Source organism: Kosakonia beeri, from assembly GCF_054165705.1.
Genome location: NZ_CM135106.1, coordinates 525,236 through 543,428, shown reverse-complemented (window position 1 = coordinate 543,428; position 18,193 = coordinate 525,236). Strand labels below are relative to the sequence as shown.

Here is an 18,193-nt window from a genome sequence, read left to right as displayed (position 1 = left end):
CATCGGGCAATAAAAAAGTGCGATATAAGGAGCTTGAGGCAATTCGCGGGTGCCGTCAAATCATTGCTTTTTATCCGTACGCGCCTGGCGCAGGACTTCGTTGATTTGCGGCTGATCCACCGGCCCGGTAATGCGATAACGCAGAATGGAGACTTTATTCCATAACGGCCCCAGCACTTTACTGGCGGCGAACACCGCCGCGCCGACGATCGGGTTAACAGCAAAAGCTGCCGCCACGCCGACCGTGGCCGAAATCTCTGGCGCCACAACCGCCTCAACATCCAGTTGACGCCGCACCAGATCGACAGAACCTTTCATCGCAATATCGGCTTCCAGCCCGTCAACCAGCGTATCGTCGCTGTGCAGCACGCCATCTTTGATCCACGCAGTACTGCGAATAGCGTCGAACCAGAACCCTTCACTGCTAAAGGTGTCGCTAAAATCAAAACGCAATTTACGCAGCAGCGAATCAACGCTAAACAGGCGTAATAGCTGCCCGGCATGACCGGTACTGATATCGGTGATTTGCCCCTTACCCAGCCGGGTACGCAGGATGCCGTTTAGCGACTCCTCCTGCGGCTCCCAGGGCGGGTTACGCCAGTGCAGATCGTAATTGATATCAAATGACGAACCGCGCACTGGCGTCGGCACACCGAAGAAGCCCATCGCCGAATCGAGCTTATCGCCACGCAGTACGCCCTTGATAGATGTCCGTTCTGCTCCTTCGCGGTTTACCCATTCGCCATCGGCGCTCAGACGGGCAAATCCGCTGTCTACCAGACCATTCTTCAGCGTCAGCGTATCGCCCTGAATGTCGAAATCGCCGTCAATGCGGCCATACTTTTGCCCCCACAACCAGCATTCCGCACAGCGCAGTTGCAAATCTGGCCAGCCGGTAAAGTCCACGCGGGTTTTACCGCGCAACAGCGTTGTAGGCGAGGAAATATCCTCATCATCTGGTGCATTCGTCGACGGGTTGTAATAGAGATAGCGAATAGCGGCCTGCCAGGGAGCATTTTCACGCACGGTAAGTGTACCGCTGATTTCGCGCCCCTGCGCCTCAATCAACGAACCGGATGTCTGCGGCTGCGACACAATGCTCAGGTTATTCCATTGCTGGCCGCCCATCGTCAGCGCTGGCGTACGCAGCGTCACGCGCTCCGGGAAAGAGGTCGACGTGCTGACATTATTTGCCACGCCCTTTCGGAACAGGGCCAGCCACTGCGCACCGTTCATCGCCGGTAAATTAAGCTCCAGCCCTGTCTGTTCCGGCAGCGGCGGGAGCGTGCGGCTGTCTGACGTCCAGATCCCACGATCGAGGGTCAATTTATTATTCAGTAGCCAGCGGGTATTAAAGTGGTTTTCGCTTCCGGCACTGCCCGTCAGGTCAAAACTGCGTAAATTGCCTTCCACTTTCAGTTTGAGCGGTAGCGCTTTACCCGACGGCTTATCCAGCGGCGGCGGCAGCGTACTGGCGAGATTATTCAGATCGCCATCAATGTTAACTTTATAGGTCGCCTCGGCGCGGTACGGCAGTTCAATGCCCACATCCCCCTTCCACGCCACACTGCCCCGCAAGGCATCGTTAAGCTGGGAAGGTAGCACGCCAGTACGCGACGGCTGCCAGTTACCGTCCAGATTAACCGCCACCTGGTAGGCTTTATCGCCCTCGGTAGTGGAAAAATGCACATTCAGCGGCTGATTGAACCAGCTTGCCTGCAACGGCTCGCTTTGCAAATTGCCGTTCACAAAACTGAACTTGCCGCTGAGGTTTTTCAGCGTACTGTTAAGCGGTTTGATAAACAGACTGTTATTGTTCAGCACCACATCGCCTTTGGCGGTGGTCAGTTCACCATCCAGCGGGATATCAAGATGTAAACGCGCGCGGACGTCGCCATCAATTTGCAGCTCATCTAATGCACTGGCCAGCGAGTCATGCAGCGGTGTCTCCTTAAAGTAGGGCCCCACTTCTTTGCCCGGCCCATTGATATCCGCATCGATCAGCAGCTTCTCTTTGACATAATCCGGAATAGTGGCCGTCAGGTTGCTGGCGGTTACGCCGCCCAGCGCCACGTTATCACTCTTCATCCACAAGCCGTCATTAATAAAATCGAGCTGGATATCAAGGTTTTTCAGCGCTGGCCAGTCTGGCTGGAAAGCGAAGGTTGCATTACGCAGCGGCACCAGCACTTCAAACTGGCCTTCGTTGTGTTTGTAAGGGAAGAGCCGTGGATTTCCGCCATAGACCAGCGTCGCATTGTCGGTCTGACCGCCCTGAATCGCCGCGCTGAGATAATCCACCAGCGCTTTACCCATCAGATTCTCCGGGAAATAGCGCCATGCCTGGCCGCCATCGGTCACGTTAATCCCGGCCAGGATGCCCAGCCAGGGCTCGTCTCCCTGCGGCTGAAGATAGCGGAACCCGCCATGAGCGTGGATCGCATTAGCCTGCACGTCAATGTTACGTCCATCCAGCTGGAAACCCTGCTCATTTTTCTGCCAGTTGAGTGTGGCATCGCCTTTTTCTATCTCCAGCGGCGCGCGGAACACCGATTCGTAAGGCATTTTCGCCTGCGCCATCGTGATCATCAGCCGCCCGTCGCCAACACTCCCCGCCAGCGTTCCACTCAGGTTTTCGACGCCTGGCAGCAGCTTCCACTGTTTCCAGGCAATCTCTTTCCAGCGAGCCTGGAAACGGGTTTTATCCGTGGCCTGCAGTGGGATATCCAGCGCCAGCCTCTCCAGCAGGCCGCTGGGCTGCATGGTGCTCCAGATGTTGTACAACTGCGGCGAGATTTTTTCGGCGATCGGCAGCAACCCTTCCAGCCCGCGCAGCTCGAGATTACTGGCGCGCACGCGCAGTTCATCGCTGCGAACACCCCCTGCACCGCCAGCTTCCTGGGCCGGAACCCAGGCAAAGCTCAATGAACCTTGCGGCCAGGGGCGATCGTCAATGGCAATACGCGTTACAGGTACATCAAATTGCCAGCCCTGCTGCTGACGTGAAACATGCGCGGTCAGGTTATCCACCGTCATACGGTGTGGGGCTTTATCCCCTTGCCAGCTGGCACCACCACGCTTGAGCCAGACATCGCCACTTTCTACTACGCCTTTATTCAGCGTCATCCAGCCTTCGAGGCTAAAACGTGCGCTCTGCAACGCAACGTTGTCCTGCATCCACTGGCCAAGCCAGGGTTTAACGTCAATATCGTCCGCCTGCAACCAGACACGGCCATTGTTCAGCAACCCATTGTCATCCCGCAGATCCATCCGCACCTGCATAATGCCGTGTTGCCCGGTCAGGCTGGAGAGGCTCACTTGCCCTTCCGCGCGATGGCGATCGCCACTGTTAAGCCAGGTGAGTTGCGGGATCGCCAGCTCGGCGCGCTGGCCCGAGAGCGTCAAAAAGCTAATACGACTGTCGCGCAGATCAAAGTGATCGAACTGGCGCAGGAAAAGATCGCTGATACGATCGGCTTCGATAGCGTCGCCGCTGTCATTGCGCTGCAGCGGTGTATTGGAATGCGCGGTCAACTGCCAGAAGGTGAGATTGCGGAACTGCCAGCGCAGGTGCAGCAAGCTTTGCCAAACATCCAGCGCCAGCGTAACGCGCTTAATGGAGAGTTCGCCGCCGTCTTTTAGCGTGGCGTGAATATCGCGGACGTCCAGTTCAGGGCCAAAGTTTTGCCAGCGCGCTTGCAACTGACTTGCCTGTACCGGAACCCCCGTGTGGGATGCAATTTGCGCCAGGATCTGTGGGCGCCAGCTATCCAGATGGGGCAGAACAAGGCGCAGCCCACTCACCAGCAGCGCCACGATGACGATCAGCGTCGCGCCTGTAAGCAGCAATATCCCCGGCAGTCGCCTCACGCCTCTCTCCTTGTCAACCTACCCACAAATCCGCTCGTGCCGCTGCACGCAGCGAAATTACATCATTACGACGTCGAACTGCTCCTGATTATAGAGCGGTTCGATTTGCACTTTGACCTGCTTGCCAACGAAGATTTCTACCTCCGCCAGCGCGTGCGATTCTTCGCCTTTCAGTGTCTCGGCAACGGCAGGAGAGGCATATACCAGGAAGCGGTCAGAGTCGTAAGCATGATGCACGCGCACAATTTCGCGCATGATCTCATAACACACCGTTTCGACCGTTTTCACGGTGCCACGGCCATGACAAGTGGGGCACTCATTGCACAGTACATGCTCCACGCTTTCGCGTGTGCGTTTACGGGTCATTTCCACCAGCCCAAGCTGGGAGAAACCATTAATACTGGTTTTCACCCGATCCTTGCTTAACGCTTGCTCCAGCGAGTGCAGCACGCGACGGCGGTGATCCTCATTATTCATGTCGATGAAATCAATAATGATAATCCCGCCCAGATTACGTAAGCGTAACTGGCGGGCAATCGCCTGAGTGGCTTCAATGTTGGTGTTGAAAATGGTGTCGTCAAGATTGCGATGCCCCACAAACGCGCCGGTGTTGATGTCCACCGTGGTCATCGCTTCGGTTTGATCAATGATCAAATAGCCACCGGATTTCAGCTCGACTTTACGCTCCAGCGCACGCTGAATTTCGTTCTCAACGTCAAACAGATCAAAAATCGGCTGCCGCCCGCTGTAATGTTCAAGCTTACTGGTCATTTCCGGAATGTACTCGGCGGTAAACTCCAGCAGCGCTTCAAAGGTCAGGCGCGAGTCCACGCGGATCCGGTCGAGATGAGCATCAGCAAAGTCACGCAGCACACGCTGGGCCAGCGCCAGTTCGCCGTATAATTTGCAACGCGTCTGTTGGCGCTTTTTGCGCTCCATCACTTTTGTCCAGACGCGCTTCAGATAGGCCGCATCGGATGCGAGATCGTCTTCACATACGCCCTCCGCCGCCGTGCGAATAATAAAACCGCCCTGCTCATCGCAGTAGCTCGCGACCACTTGTTTCAGGCGTTCGCGCTCAGCTTCGCTTTCAATACGCTGCGAAACGCCAACGTGCGCTGCACCGGGCATAAACACCAGGTAACGCGAAGGCAGTGTGATGTCGGTAGTGAGGCGCGCGCCTTTGGTACCCAGCGGATCTTTCACCACCTGTACCATCAAATCCTGCCCCTGACGGACCAGCTCGGAGATATCGCGAACGGTGAAGTTCTTCTGCTCTTCCCCGGCAACGCATTCGGTGTGCGGCATAATGTCGGAGGCGTGAAGGAACGCCGCCTTTTCCAGTCCAATATCTACAAAAGCCGCCTGCATACCCGGCAGAACCCGGCTGACCCGACCTTTGTAGATATTGCCTACTATCCCGCGCCGTGCTTCGCGCTCAATATGAATTTCTTGCAGGATGCCGCCGTCAATATAAGCGACGCGTGTTTCCGATGGTGTTACGTTGACCAGTAATTCAGCCGTCATGATTATCTCTTCCCTCGCGCAGTGCGTTAAAATTGCTCAGCAATTCCCAGGTTTCCACCAGCGGTAAACCCACAACGGCATGATAGCTACCGTTAATCTTCCTGACGAAACAGCCACCTAACCCCTGGATACCATAAGCACCGGCTTTATCCAGCGGCTCTTTGCTTGCAACATAAGCGGCAATGTCCGCTTCTGATAATGCCCTGAAGGTCACTTCTGTTTCCACCAGACAATCGAGCAGGTACTGGCGGTCTGCCAGCGCCACTGCCGTCATCACCAGATGTGTTTGCCCGGAAAGTTGACGCAACATACTGGCAGCATGCGAGGAGTCTTTCGGTTTTTCAAGCACTTCACCATTAAATATCACAATGGTGTCAGCGCCAAGGACGGGCAGATCCTGGGTAACCATGGCGACACCCGCTTGCGCTTTCTCACGCGCAAGCCGCGTAACATATTGCCGGGCGGTTTCCTGCGCCTGACGCTGTTCTTCTATACCCGGGATGATGCGCTCGAAAGTCACGCCCAGCTGAGTGAGCAGTTCCTGACGACGGGGGGAACCGGAAGCAAGCCAGATATCTTTCATAAAAACCTTATTGCACCGCGAACTGCTGGCGGATCTTGCGCATTAACAGGAAAAGCCACGGCCAGAGCACGCCACTGACGAGGCTGCTCCAGAAAATTTCTGGCTTGAACGAGACGTTAATCACCAGGAATTCCGCCCAGAAGACAATCACTTCAGTCGCTAACGACAATAACATCACCACCAGCGCCTGTTGCCAGAGCGCCAGATTCCGGAAAAGCTGAAATTTCAGTGCAACCAGATAGGCAACGATGCTTAACGACAGCGCACGTACACCCAGTGTAGAGCCGCTAATCAGATCCAGTATGGCACCCATCGCGAAACCCGTACCGACATTTACGCGATGTGGCAACGCCAGGATCCAGTAGAGCAGAATAAGCAGAACCCAATTTGGCCGGTAGACGAGAATGTCATCCGGCCAGGGCATGATTTGCAGCAACAGAGCAATGAAAAACGAGAGCCAGATAACCCAGCGCCCCTGGCTACGGTAACTTGCCACTATTGCCCTCCCGGAGAGACTTGCGGCGGCGGCTGCGTAATTCCGGTCGCCGGCGCGGGCATTGGCGCAGGAGGCCCCATTGCATCAGGGGACGGCAACACCTGCGGCATCATTTGCAGCAAACGTTCATTGGCCACGCGATGAACATCTTCCGGCGTTCTCGGATTGGTGCCATTACGATCGGCCCCCCACAACAACAGCAGATAACGCAGACGTTGCAGCCCCGCCGTCGGACGCGCCTGGATCACGGTGTACGCACGCTGTGTATCCAGTTTCACCGAAGAAACCACGGCCACCGGGTATCCTTCCGGGAAGCGACCGCCCAGACCGGAGGTCACCAGTACATCGCCAACGCGAATATCGGTATTGGCGGGCAGATGTTCCAGTTGAAGGTCATCTGTGCAGCCGTTGCCAGCGGCAATCACGCGGATATCATTACGCAGCACCTGAATCGGCAGCGCATGGGTGGCATCGCAAATCAGCAATACACGGCTGGTGAGTTTTGCAACCGCAACCACCTGACCGACCACGCCTTTGTCGCTGATCACCGGCTGGCCTTCGTACACGCCGTTGACGCTGCCTTTATCGATTACCACCTGATCGCTATAGGGATCGTTCACCGTGGAAATCACCTGGGTCACCATTTTTTGCTCATCCTGACGCAGCGGTGAGCCCAGCAGTTCACGCAGGCGCGCGTTCTCCTGCTTGTACTGTCCTAACATCAACAGTTCGCTGTTTTTCAGCAGCAGTTCCTGACGCAATGCCCGGTTTTCAAGCTCAAGTTGATCGCGTGACGCCAGTGTTTGCGACACGTTATCTAATAATTCACGAGGACCGTTGGAAATAAAATAGAAAGGGCTGACGGCAGTATCCATGTACGTTCTGATCTGGCTGAACGTACCGAGGCGGCTGTCGGCAATAATGACTCCAAGCGCCACCAAAACCGCCAGGAAAAGGCGAATCTGCAGTGACGGGCCACGGCTAAAAATTGGCTTCATAGGCTTTGCGTATTCTCAGGCCAGACAGCGCCGGAGCGACGTATCGCTCCGGCGCTGATGCGGACTATTCTTCGCTGAACAGGTCGCCGCCGTGCATATCGATCATTTCCAGCGCCTTGCCGCCGCCGCGCGCTACGCAAGTCAGTGGATCTTCTGCAACTACAACAGGAATGCCCGTCTCTTCCATCAACAGGCGGTCAAGGTTGCGCAGCAATGCGCCACCACCGGTCAATACCATACCGCGTTCAGAGATATCGGACGCCAGTTCCGGCGGGCACTGTTCAAGCGCAACCATCACAGCGCTGACGATGCCGGTCAGCGGTTCCTGCAGCGCTTCCAGAATTTCGTTAGAGTTCAGGGTAAAGCCGCGCGGTACACCCTCAGCCAGGTTACGGCCACGGACTTCGATTTCGCGCACTTCGTCACCCGGATAGGCTGAACCGATTTCGTGTTTAATACGTTCTGCGGTCGCTTCACCAATCAGAGAACCGTAGTTACGGCGCACATAATTAATAATCGCTTCATCGAAACGGTCACCACCGATACGCACGGAAGAAGAATAGACAACGCCGTTCAGAGAGATAACCGCAACTTCGGTCGTACCACCACCGATATCAACAACCATGGAGCCGGTCGCTTCGGAAACCGGTAAGCCTGCGCCAATTGCGGCTGCCATCGGTTCTTCAATCAGGAATACTTCACGGGCGCCTGCGCCCTGCGCGGATTCACGAATAGCGCGACGTTCAACCTGGGTTGCGCCAACCGGCACACAGACCAGAACACGCGGGCTTGGACGCATGAAGCTGTTGCTGTGCACTTGTTTAATAAAGTGTTGCAGCATTTTTTCGGTCACGAAGAAATCGGCAATAACACCGTCTTTCATCGGGCGGATAGCAGCAATGTTGCCCGGAGTACGGCCCAACATTTGCTTCGCTTCATGGCCGACAGCGGCCACACTTTTCGGTGAACCGGCACGATCCTGGCGAATGGCCACCACGGAAGGCTCATTCAATACGATGCCTTGTCCTTTTACATAAATCAGGGTATTCGCGGTACCCAGGTCAATGGACAGGTCATTGGAAAACATGCCACGAAATTTTTTCAACATACTAAGGGATAATCCTGAAAGCTGGGGCGGAACAAAATCCGCTTACTTTACCAACCACACGCAGCAGCGACAAGGCGCAAAAATCATCTGCTACGGTGAAAATTAGTGCAGTTTGTTTCCTTTGTTGCAAAACGACATGACTTCGTCCGGAAGCGATAAAATCCACCTGTTCCAGCACTCTGCGTTCACAACCTGTCAAAGGTCAAACCGGCTTTTTATTCACTGCGACGATCCGGCGGGCAGGCAAGCACACCCCCATACAAGGCAGCGCGCATTATTCTACGTGAAAACGGCTCAAACAGCAGTTCAAACCGAATATCTTTGCGAATATTTTTTCACATTCGTATCGAGCGGTTGAGACGACGCAAAGAAATCGCCCTGACCGCCCGCGACACCACATTCCACCAGCGTCTGCCATTCGCCACGGGAACGAACCCCGGTGGCAAAAACCCGTGTTCGCGTGCCTTTGCACGCCTCGACAAGGCTTTGCACCAACAACTGGTTTTGCGTGCGTTTCTCAATGTTCCTGACCAGCCCCGGATGCAGCTTTAATAACTCAACATCCAACGCTTTAATCCAACTGGTGCTCACCAACGTCAGCCCCGCCTGAATCACCACTACGCGAGCGCCCAATGCGTTGATTAAACGCACAACCGACTGTAACCGGCTGATGTGTTGACAAACATCCGCCTCGGCAAGTTCAAAAATAATCCGTCGGCGTTGAGATTTTTCGCACTGCATTAATGTATCGCGCAGCCAACGCTGAAAACGCGGGCGAATTAAAGACTCGACAGTAACCTGTATGGCCAGGTTTTCTTCCGGCCAGAAATTAAGGAAAGGGATCACCCGGCTGACTTGCAAACGGTCATACTCTTCCGATAAACCAAATTGCAGGACCATCGGCATAAACTCTTCGGCGATCACTTCCTGGTCGCCATCGAAAATGCGGCACATCAATTCTCTATGATGTACCAGCCCGTCGCGGTTCACGGCCGGTTTCTGGTATACACGCGGCCCGCCCCGACTGAGCATCTGCTCGATAAGCGTACGCCAGCGCACGTTACCGCGCCCCTGCTCAGGCAGCGTGTCATCGTAAACAGACCAGCTATTGCCCCCCTGCAGAACCGCAGTGCGTGTTGCCGCTTCGGTATGTTCCATCACCTGTTCCGTCGACTGGCCGCTACGCCAGGCGCAAATTCCGATATGCATCATGTCTTCCCGTGCGAGCATTTTACTCGGCGGCAAGCCATCAACGGCGTTCAGGATCTGCCCGGCAATACTTTCTGCTTCTTTTAATGTGCGGTGTGGGAGCAGTACCGCAAAATCGCTACGGTGATAGCGCGCCAGCAACGCGCCCGGGTAACGCATAATAAAGGTAGAGAGCAAGTTGATCAGCGCAAAGAGGTGCTCTTCAACAGCCGGAAGCCCCCAACTGTCACGCAGCAGATCAAAGTCCGGCAAGCGGATCATCATCACCACGCCATGTGAGCCGACCTTTTCCGGATCCTCCAGTAGCGTTGCCAGCTGGTTATCAAAGAAGAGCCGGTTATTAAGCCCGGTGCGCGTATCCTGGGCGGCATAGGAGCGGATCAGCGTATCCATGCGGCTCCGCTGATCGCTGGCGAACTGTATATCGGTCAATAACACATCCATCGCGCTGCTGGTGCGCGATGGCCATTCATAAATGCTGCCGCGAACCTGCGGACCGCGCTCGCCATTAAGAATGCGTGTCGCCCGGGTCTCCAGCAGTTCCTGACCGGACAGCTGGCGACGTAACCAGCGAACGGAAAGAAAAATAATCATCACCATAAAACCGATGGCTAACGTCAGTGGTGCGGTCGTCATTAATGAACGGAAGTAGTTCGCCATCGGATCCTGATACACCAGCGTAATGGTGAGGCCTGGGTTTTTTACCGAGGTGACGCGCCGTTCAAGGTATTGATAATTACTGCCAGCCGGACGGTAGCTGCGTTTACGGGTATAACTAAGGATGGTCAGGTCGCCCTGCTTGATATCAATACCGATGATGTCCACCGGCACCATTAATTCATCAAGCTGCGTCAACAATTGGGGAACGGAGGTGGAGATCAGACGTGTATCAATTACCGCTGCTACTGCTTCCACGCGGTTTGCCACTTTATTTTGAATGGCGTTATAAAAACTCAGCGAACTACCGATCAGGGTGACGAAGATGGCCAGTCCCGTCAGTAGCGTGACAAATGCTGAGAATTTCGTCGTTAATCGCATCCTTGTGTTAACTCCGTTGTATAAAGAACGAGGCGAGCCGGACTTAGGCAAAGTCGATAAAGTAAGTACTAACTTCTGCGCTCAATAGGTCAGGAGATGGGCTGCTGGTATTAGCACTAAATCGGCACTGCATTTCATTATTGCGAGTATAGCCCTCACAAATTATTTTCCAATCAGCAATAACGCCAATAAATGGATTAGCCGTTCAGTTTACAATGTTTGGTAACACACTCCCACTCGCACTAACGTCTTGTTTCCACCATGCTTAACGCAATATACCTGGAGGGCGTCTTAATGAAAAAACTGACTGAAGCCGACGTAACCGCAGAAGCGATTTTTATGTTGAAGCGCCGCCAGGTGCTAAAGATGTTGGGGATCGGCGCAACCGCATTCACCCTTTCTTCCAATGCGAAAGCCGATCTGCTGGACTGGTTTAAAGGCCATGACCGGCCAAAAGCGCCTGCGGGTAAAGCGCTTGAGTTTACGAAGCCTGAACAGTTTCAGGCACCACTGGCGCTGACGCCGGAAGATAAAGTCACGGGATATAATAACTTCTACGAATTTGGGCTGGATAAAGCCGATCCTGCCGCCAACGCGGGGGGAATGAAAACCGATCCCTGGACGCTGACCATTGATGGTGAAGTCGCAAAGCCGCTCACCCTCGATCACGATGCCTTAACGTCACGTTTCCCGCTTGAAGAGCGCATCTATCGGATGCGCTGTGTTGAGGCATGGTCAATGGTCGTTCCGTGGATAGGCTTCCCGTTACATAAATTGTTGGCGCTGGTTGAACCGACCAGTAACGCCAAATATGTCGCTTTTCAAACCCGTTATGCGCCTGATGAGATGCCGGGTCAGAAAGATCGTTTTATTGGCGGCGGGCTCTCCTATCCTTACGTTGAAGCGTTACGTATAGATGAAGCAATGCATCCGTTGACATTGTTAACAGTGGGCGTCTACGGAAAAGCGCTACCGCCGCAAAACGGCGCGCCCATACGCCTGACAGTGCCGTGGAAATATGGGTTTAAAGGCATTAAGTCGATTGTCAGTATCAAACTGACAAGTAAACGCCCCCCCACTACCTGGAACCAGGCGGCCCCCGACGAGTATGGTTTTTTTGCTAACGTCAACCCACATGTCGATCATCCTCGCTGGTCGCAGGCGACAGAACGCGTGATTGGCTCAGGCGGCGCGCTGGATGTGAAACGCCAGCCGACCTTGCTTTTTAATGGCTACGCTGAAGAGGTCGCGTCGTTGTATCGCGGTATGGATTTAAGGGAGAACTTCTGAGTGCGCTTAACAGCAAAACAGATCACCTGGCTGAAGGTGGCGCTGCACCTGGCAGGCTTACTGCCGTTGATCTGGCTCTTCTGGGCGGTCAGTCAGGGGTATTTCAGCGCCGATCCGGCAAAAGATATCCAGCATTTTACTGGCAGAATGGCGCTAAAGTTCCTGCTGGCCAGTTTGCTGGTGGCTCCGCTGGCGCGTTACGCGAAGCAGCCGTTACTGATCCGCACCCGGCGCTTGCTGGGGTTATGGTGTTTCGCCTGGGCTTCGCTGCACCTGACCAGCTACACCCTGCTGGAGCTGGGCATCAATAATCTGGCGTTACTGGGGCAGGAGTTAATCTCGCGTCCTTATTTAACACTGGGGGCAATAAGCTGGCTGATCTTGCTGGCGCTGGCGTTCACCTCTACGCAGTGGGCGCAACGGAAACTGGGTAAACGCTGGCAGCAATTGCATAACTTCGTCTATCTGGTCGCGATCCTTGCACCTGTACACTATCTCTGGTCAGTGAAGATCCTTTCCCCGCAACCTGTTATCTATGCCGTTATCGCACTGGGGCTTTTAGCATGCCGTTATAAGAAGTTCCGCCAATGGTGGCATTAATGTTTCGTTCTGTGCAGTTTCCCGCAGATCTTCTATCATTCACAGCCAGTTCGCTGGCAGTGAATGATAATCTTCCCTGATAAGACCAGTATTTAGCTGCCAAATGCTACGAAATCGTTATAATGTGCGACCTTGCTTTTCCTGACAGGAGATTTTCGCTCCTGAAAAGGTGACAATAGCGCATCGAAGGTATATTTTGTTTTTTACCGGCGAATCGCAGAAGATAGCAGCAAATGACTGGCAAGTTGCATATTTTGCTTTTGAACGCACCAGACCTTAATATGCCCAACTTACGTGAGCCACAAGACATGCGGCGCACAAACGCAGGGCAAAAATGTTACGGGTTTGCGCGGGAAACAGCGCAGTGAAATGACGTGCCTGAACATTTTCTGTCAAACGTGGAGTACGCAATGATCGACCGTATTCATCAGGCTAAAGAGAACGTGGACTATATCCTGATCAATCCGGCCGCATTTACGCACCCCCGTGTTGCTATCCGCGATGCACAGCTAACCGTGGCGATCCCGTTAAGCGGGAACCACCTTAGCCCTATGCGCGGGAGCCGTTCCGCCACCCTTTGTCTCAGTCTGATATCGCTGTTAGCGTTATCTGCGAATAGGGTGCAGACGGTTATACAAACGCTTTACAGACAGCGGTTAAACGCTTGTCACAATCACACTAAACAAGAGTACGGAACCCACTCATGGATATTCGTAAGATTAAAAAACTGATCGAGCTGGTTGAAGAATCAGGCATCTCTGAACTGGAAATTTCTGAAGGCGAAGAGTCAGTACGCATCAGTCGTAGCGCGCCGAATGCAGGTTTCCCGGTGATGCAACAGGCGTATGCCGCGCCGATGATGCAGCAACCCGCGCTGTCTAATGCCGTAGCACCGGCAGTAGCGCCAGCCATCGAAGCACCGGCAGCAGCAGAAATCAGTGGACACGTCGTACGTTCCCCGATGGTCGGGACTTTCTATCGTACCCCGAGCCCGGACGCGAAAGCGTTCTGTGAAGTTGGCCAAAAAGTCAACGTGGGCGACACCCTGTGCATCGTTGAAGCGATGAAAATGATGAACCAGATCGAAGCCGATAAAGCAGGCGTGGTGAAAGCCATTCTGATTGAAAGTGGCCAACCGGTAGAATTTGACGAGCCGCTGGTCATCATCGAGTAACGAGGCGCACATGCTGGATAAAATTGTTATCGCCAACCGCGGCGAGATTGCACTGCGTATTCTTCGTGCCTGTAAAGAACTGGGCATTAAGACTGTCGCTGTGCACTCCACTGCGGATCGCGATTTAAAACACGTACTACTGGCGGACGAGACGGTCTGTATCGGTCCGGCACCGTCCGTAAAAAGTTACCTGAACATCCCGGCAATTATCTCTGCCGCCGAAATCACTGGCGCAGTGGCGATTCACCCGGGCTATGGCTTCCTGTCCGAGAATGCCAACTTTGCTGAGCAGGTTGAGCGTTCAGGCTTTATCTTCATTGGCCCGAAAGCAGACACCATTCGCCTGATGGGCGACAAAGTGTCGGCTATCACTGCAATGAAGAAAGCGGGCGTACCTACCGTACCTGGCTCCGATGGCCCACTGGGCGACGATATGGATGTGAACCGCGCGCATGCTAAACGCATCGGCTACCCGGTGATCATCAAAGCGTCCGGCGGCGGCGGTGGTCGGGGTATGCGCGTTGTACGCAAAGATGCAGACCTGGCGCAATCCATCAGCATGACCCGTGCGGAAGCGAAAGCCGCTTTCAACAACGACATGGTGTACATGGAGAAATACCTGGAAAATCCTCGTCACGTCGAGATCCAGGTACTGGCTGACGGCCAGGGCAATGCTATCTATCTGGCGGAGCGCGACTGTTCTATGCAGCGCCGTCATCAGAAAGTCGTTGAAGAAGCGCCGGCACCGGGCATTACCCCGGAACTGCGTCGCTATATCGGCGAACGTTGCGCCAAAGCCTGTGTCGATATTGGCTATCGTGGGGCGGGTACTTTCGAGTTCCTGTTTGAAAACGGCGAGTTCTACTTTATTGAGATGAACACCCGTATTCAGGTTGAGCACCCGGTAACCGAAATGATCACTGGCGTCGACCTGATCAAAGAGCAGCTGCGTATTGCCGCTGGTCAGCCGCTGTCCATTAAGCAAGAAGAAGTCGTGGTCAAAGGCCATGCGGTCGAGTGCCGTATTAACGCCGAAGACCCGAGCACCTTCCTGCCAAGCCCGGGTAAAATCACCCGTTTCCACGCGCCGGGTGGCTTTGGTGTGCGCTGGGAATCGCATATTTACGCGGGCTACACAGTACCGCCGTATTACGATTCTATGATCGGCAAACTGATCTGCTACGGCGAAACACGCGACGTGGCTATTTCTCGCATGAAGAATGCGCTGCAAGAACTGATTATCGACGGTATCAAAACTAACGTTGATCTGCAGATGCGCATTATGAGCGACGAGAACTTCCAGCACGGTGGCACCAACATCCACTATCTGGAGAAAAAACTCGGTTTGCAGGAAAAATAATCTGCATGCGATGCAAAAGGCCGGACATTCCGGCCTTTTTTCTTTTTCTCTCCCCTCATCTTTCCCATAGGGTACAATCCCCGCTTTCTTCATCCACAAGGGAAAAAAATGGACAACCGTTTTGTTCAGGCCCACAAAGAAGCCCGCTGGGCGCTGTGGCTGACCCTTTTCTATCTTGCTGCATGGTTAGTATGCGCTTACATACCAGGCTCTGAGCAGGGCTTTACCGGGCTGCCTCGCTGGTTTGAAATGGCCTGCCTGCTAACGCCGCTGGCGTTTATCCTGCTGTGCTGGGCAATGGTGCGCTTTATCTTCCGCGATATCTCTCTGGAGGATAGCGATGCAGAATGAAATTATTGCCGTACTGGTTATCTACCTGGTCGTGGTGTTCGCCCTGTCGTTCTACGCCATGCGTCAGCGCAGCAGTGGCACCTTCCTGAGCGAGTACTTCCTCGGTAGCCGTTCAATGGGCGGTTTTGTGCTGGCCATGACGCTCACCGCCACTTACGTGAGCGCCAGCTCGTTTATCGGCGGGCCAGGAGCAGCGTATAAATTCGGCCTGGGCTGGGTGTTGCTGGCGATGATTCAGGTCCCGACAATCTGGCTTTCGCTGGGCATTCTCGGCAAGAAGTTTGCTATCCTGGCGCGTCGTTATAATGCGATCACCCTCAATGATATGTTGATGGCGCGCTATCAGAGCCGGGCGGTAGTATGGATTGCCAGCATCAGTTTGCTGGTTGCGTTTGTTGGTGCCATTGCCGTGCAGTTTATTGGCGGCGCGCGTCTGCTGGAAACCGCCGCAGGGATTAAATACGAAACCGGGCTGCTGATCTTCGGCATTACAATTGCGCTCTATACCGCGTTTGGCGGCTTTCGGGCCAGCGTGCTGAATGACACCATGCAAGGTATGGTGATGCTGATTGGCACCCTGGTATTACTGGTCGGTGTGATCCATGCCGCAGGCGGTCTGCACAGCGCCGTCGACACCTTACAGCATATCGATCCCAAACTGGTCAGCCCGCAAGGTGCGCACGATATTCTGACACCCGCATTTATGACTTCCTTTTGGGTGCTGGTCTGCTTTGGTGTAATCGGCCTGCCGCACACGGCCGTGCGCTGTATTTCGTACAAAGACAGCAAGTCGGTACATCGCGGCATTATCATCGGCACGATTGTCATCGCGTTGCTGATGCTGGGTATGCACCTCGCAGGCGCACTGGGTCGGGCGGTGTTACCGCACCTGGCCGTGCCGGACCAGGTGATCCCGACGCTCATGGTCGAAGTCTTGCCGCCGTGGGCAGCGGGTTTATTCCTTGCCGCGCCGATGGCGGCCATCATGTCTAACGTTAATGCGCACTTGCTGCAGGCTTCTGCAACCATCGTGAAAGATCTATGGTTAAGCGCACAGCCGACTAAAATTCGTCATGAGCAGCGTCTGAAGCGTATTTCGACGATCACCACTCTGGTTCTCGGCCTATTAATGATGCTGGCGGCCTGGCGTCCTCCAGAGATGATCATCTGGCTGAATTTGCTGGCCTTTGGGGGGCTGGAAGCGGTGTTCCTGTGGCCGTTGGTGCTGGGGCTTTACTGGGAACGCGCTAACGCGACCGGCGCTCTGAGCGCAATGATTGTGGGGGGCGTGCTGTATGCCGTACTCGCCACCTTTAATATTCAGTACCTGGGCTTCCATCCGATTGTGCCCTCGCTGCTGTTAAGTTTGCTGGCTTTCGTCGCCGGGAACCGTTTTGGTCACCCCGCGCCGCAGGCTCCGAATATCTCTGCTAATCAATAAAGAGTTACGTCATGCCATGGATCCAACTGAAACTAAACACCACCGGCGCTAACGCGGAAGATCTGAGCGATGCGCTGATGGAAGCGGGCGCCGTGTCCATTACCTTCCAGGACACCCACGATACGCCGGTGTTTGAACCTCTTCCGGGGGAAACCCGTCTGTGGGGCGATACCGACGTGATCGGCCTGTTCGATGCTGAAACGGAAATGAATGCCGTCGTCGCGCAGCTCGCTTTCCATCCGCTGCTGGGAGAAGGTTTCGCCCATAAAATTGAGCAACTGGAAGATAAAGACTGGGAGCGCGAATGGATGGATAACTTCCACCCGATGCGCTTTGGCGAACGGCTGTGGATCTGTCCAAGCTGGCGCGATGTGCCGGATGTGAATGCGGTTAATGTCATGCTCGACCCGGGCCTGGCGTTTGGCACTGGCACCCACCCAACCACCTCTCTCTGCCTGCAGTGGCTTGACGGGCTGGATCTTGCCGGCAAGACGGTGATCGACTTCGGTTGCGGCTCCGGGATCCTTGCGATCGCCGCGCTGAAACTGGGCGCAGCGAAAGCGATCGGTATTGATATCGATCCTCAGGCGATCCAGGCAAGCCGCGACAATGCTGAGCGCAATGGGGTTTCAGAGCGCCTGGAACTTTATCTGCCTCAGGATCAGCCAGACGCCATGCAGGCCGATGTCGTGGTCGCCAACATCCTGGCAGGCCCATTACGCGAACTGGCGCCGTTAATCAGCGTCCTGCCTGTTCAAGGCGGTCTGCTTGGTCTTTCTGGTATCCTTGCCAGCCAGGCTGACAGCGTTTGCGAAGCTTATGCCGATCTCTTCTCGCTCGATCCGGTGATTGAGAAAGAAGAGTGGTGCCGCATCACTGGCCAGAAAAAGTAATCCTCCTCTGCGTGGCCAACCGGCCACGCTTTTTCATTTTTATGCGCTTTGCCGCAAGCCCTGCAAGATGAAACATCCGCTGACAGTTTCTTCGCGGTTTACCGCGTTTAAATGGCACCAGTAACACGACAAAAACCGCCTGATATCTCTGCTGCGCGGAAGCCAGGTTGCTAAATGTTCCCAGAAATCGTTGGGATAAAAAATGAGAGCGAGTTCTCAAAACCCGCCTTTTTTGCGTGATTAATAAGCAATTAT

At 54.5% G+C, this 18,193-nt stretch carries 14 protein-coding genes and 1 pseudogene; 8 read left to right on the top strand and 7 right to left on the bottom strand.

All coding sequences use genetic code 11. The features are described 5' to 3' along the window. Nucleotides 1–60: 60 nt before the first annotated feature. From yhdP to csrD, 7 genes are all read right to left on the bottom strand, one after another. On the bottom strand, nucleotides 61–3,870 hold the full coding sequence (gene yhdP / locus ACUY4S_RS02685) for an AsmA2 domain-containing protein YhdP (protein ID WP_458022841.1): 3,810 nt from the start codon (nucleotides 3,868–3,870) through the stop codon (nucleotides 61–63). 57 nt (nucleotides 3,871–3,927) lie between these two features. Next, nucleotides 3,928–5,397 (bottom strand): ribonuclease G, encoded by a 1,470-nt coding sequence (rng, locus tag ACUY4S_RS02680; RefSeq protein WP_312691190.1) that lies wholly within the window; start codon nucleotides 5,395–5,397, stop codon nucleotides 3,928–3,930. Next, entirely contained in the window at nucleotides 5,387–5,980 is a 594-nt protein-coding gene (locus ACUY4S_RS02675) for a Maf family protein (protein WP_312691189.1), read from the bottom strand. Before ACUY4S_RS02675 ends, rng begins: the two co-directional genes overlap by 11 nt. A 7-nt stretch (nucleotides 5,981–5,987) precedes the next feature. Continuing rightward, complete coding sequence (mreD, locus tag ACUY4S_RS02670) at nucleotides 5,988–6,476, bottom strand: rod shape-determining protein MreD (protein WP_312691188.1); 489 nt, start codon at nucleotides 6,474–6,476, stop codon at nucleotides 5,988–5,990. Continuing rightward, complete coding sequence (gene mreC / locus ACUY4S_RS02665; RefSeq protein WP_312691187.1) at nucleotides 6,476–7,474, bottom strand: rod shape-determining protein MreC; 999 nt, start codon at nucleotides 7,472–7,474, stop codon at nucleotides 6,476–6,478. Before mreC ends, mreD begins: the two co-directional genes overlap by 1 nt. Nucleotides 7,475–7,538: 64 nt before the next feature. Continuing rightward, the gene (gene mreB, locus ACUY4S_RS02660) at nucleotides 7,539–8,582 is read right to left on the bottom strand and encodes a rod shape-determining protein MreB (RefSeq protein WP_006818047.1); all 1,044 of its coding nucleotides are present in this window, start codon (nucleotides 8,580–8,582) and stop codon (nucleotides 7,539–7,541) included. A 306-nt stretch (nucleotides 8,583–8,888) separates the two neighbouring features. Then, nucleotides 8,889–10,829: an RNase E specificity factor CsrD gene (csrD, locus tag ACUY4S_RS02655; protein ID WP_312691186.1), complete on the bottom strand. Its 1,941-nt coding sequence runs from the start codon at nucleotides 10,827–10,829 to the stop codon at nucleotides 8,889–8,891. Between the two features lie 294 nt (nucleotides 10,830–11,123). On the opposite strand from csrD, the gene msrP reads away from it, so the two are divergent. The 8 genes and pseudogenes from msrP to prmA all read left to right on the top strand — a co-directional run bounded on the left by msrP (nucleotide 11,124) and on the right by prmA (nucleotide 17,938). After that, nucleotides 11,124–12,119, top strand: coding sequence for a protein-methionine-sulfoxide reductase catalytic subunit MsrP (gene msrP, locus ACUY4S_RS02650; protein WP_458022840.1), 996 nt, complete (start codon nucleotides 11,124–11,126; stop codon nucleotides 12,117–12,119). Beyond that, a complete protein-coding gene (gene msrQ, locus ACUY4S_RS02645; RefSeq protein ID WP_312691184.1) occupies nucleotides 12,120–12,719 on the top strand; it encodes a protein-methionine-sulfoxide reductase heme-binding subunit MsrQ in 600 nt (199 codons plus the stop codon). A gap of 383 nt (nucleotides 12,720–13,102) precedes the next feature. Continuing rightward, nucleotides 13,103–13,401 (top strand): annotated as a pseudogene (locus ACUY4S_RS02640) (type II 3-dehydroquinate dehydratase); the annotation flags it as partial. A gap of 21 nt (nucleotides 13,402–13,422) precedes the next feature. Beyond that, nucleotides 13,423–13,893 carry an acetyl-CoA carboxylase biotin carboxyl carrier protein gene (gene accB, locus ACUY4S_RS02635; protein WP_312691183.1) on the top strand — a complete coding sequence of 157 codons (471 nt, stop codon included), beginning with the start codon at nucleotides 13,423–13,425 and terminating at the stop codon, nucleotides 13,891–13,893. Between the two features lie 10 nt (nucleotides 13,894–13,903). Continuing rightward, entirely contained in the window at nucleotides 13,904–15,253 is a 1,350-nt protein-coding gene (gene accC / locus ACUY4S_RS02630) for an acetyl-CoA carboxylase biotin carboxylase subunit (protein WP_312691182.1), read from the top strand. A gap of 108 nt (nucleotides 15,254–15,361) precedes the next feature. Further along, the gene (locus ACUY4S_RS02625) at nucleotides 15,362–15,604 is read left to right on the top strand and encodes a YhdT family protein (RefSeq protein WP_312691181.1); all 243 of its coding nucleotides are present in this window, start codon (nucleotides 15,362–15,364) and stop codon (nucleotides 15,602–15,604) included. Beyond that, on the top strand, nucleotides 15,594–17,045 hold the full coding sequence (gene panF / locus ACUY4S_RS02620; RefSeq protein WP_458022839.1) for a sodium/pantothenate symporter: 1,452 nt from the start codon (nucleotides 15,594–15,596) through the stop codon (nucleotides 17,043–17,045). The genes ACUY4S_RS02625 and panF overlap by 11 nt, the downstream gene beginning before the upstream one ends. A gap of 11 nt (nucleotides 17,046–17,056) precedes the next feature. Beyond that, nucleotides 17,057–17,938 carry a 50S ribosomal protein L11 methyltransferase gene (prmA, locus tag ACUY4S_RS02615; protein ID WP_312691179.1) on the top strand — a complete coding sequence of 294 codons (882 nt, stop codon included), beginning with the start codon at nucleotides 17,057–17,059 and terminating at the stop codon, nucleotides 17,936–17,938. Nucleotides 17,939–18,193: the final 255 nt, after the last annotated feature.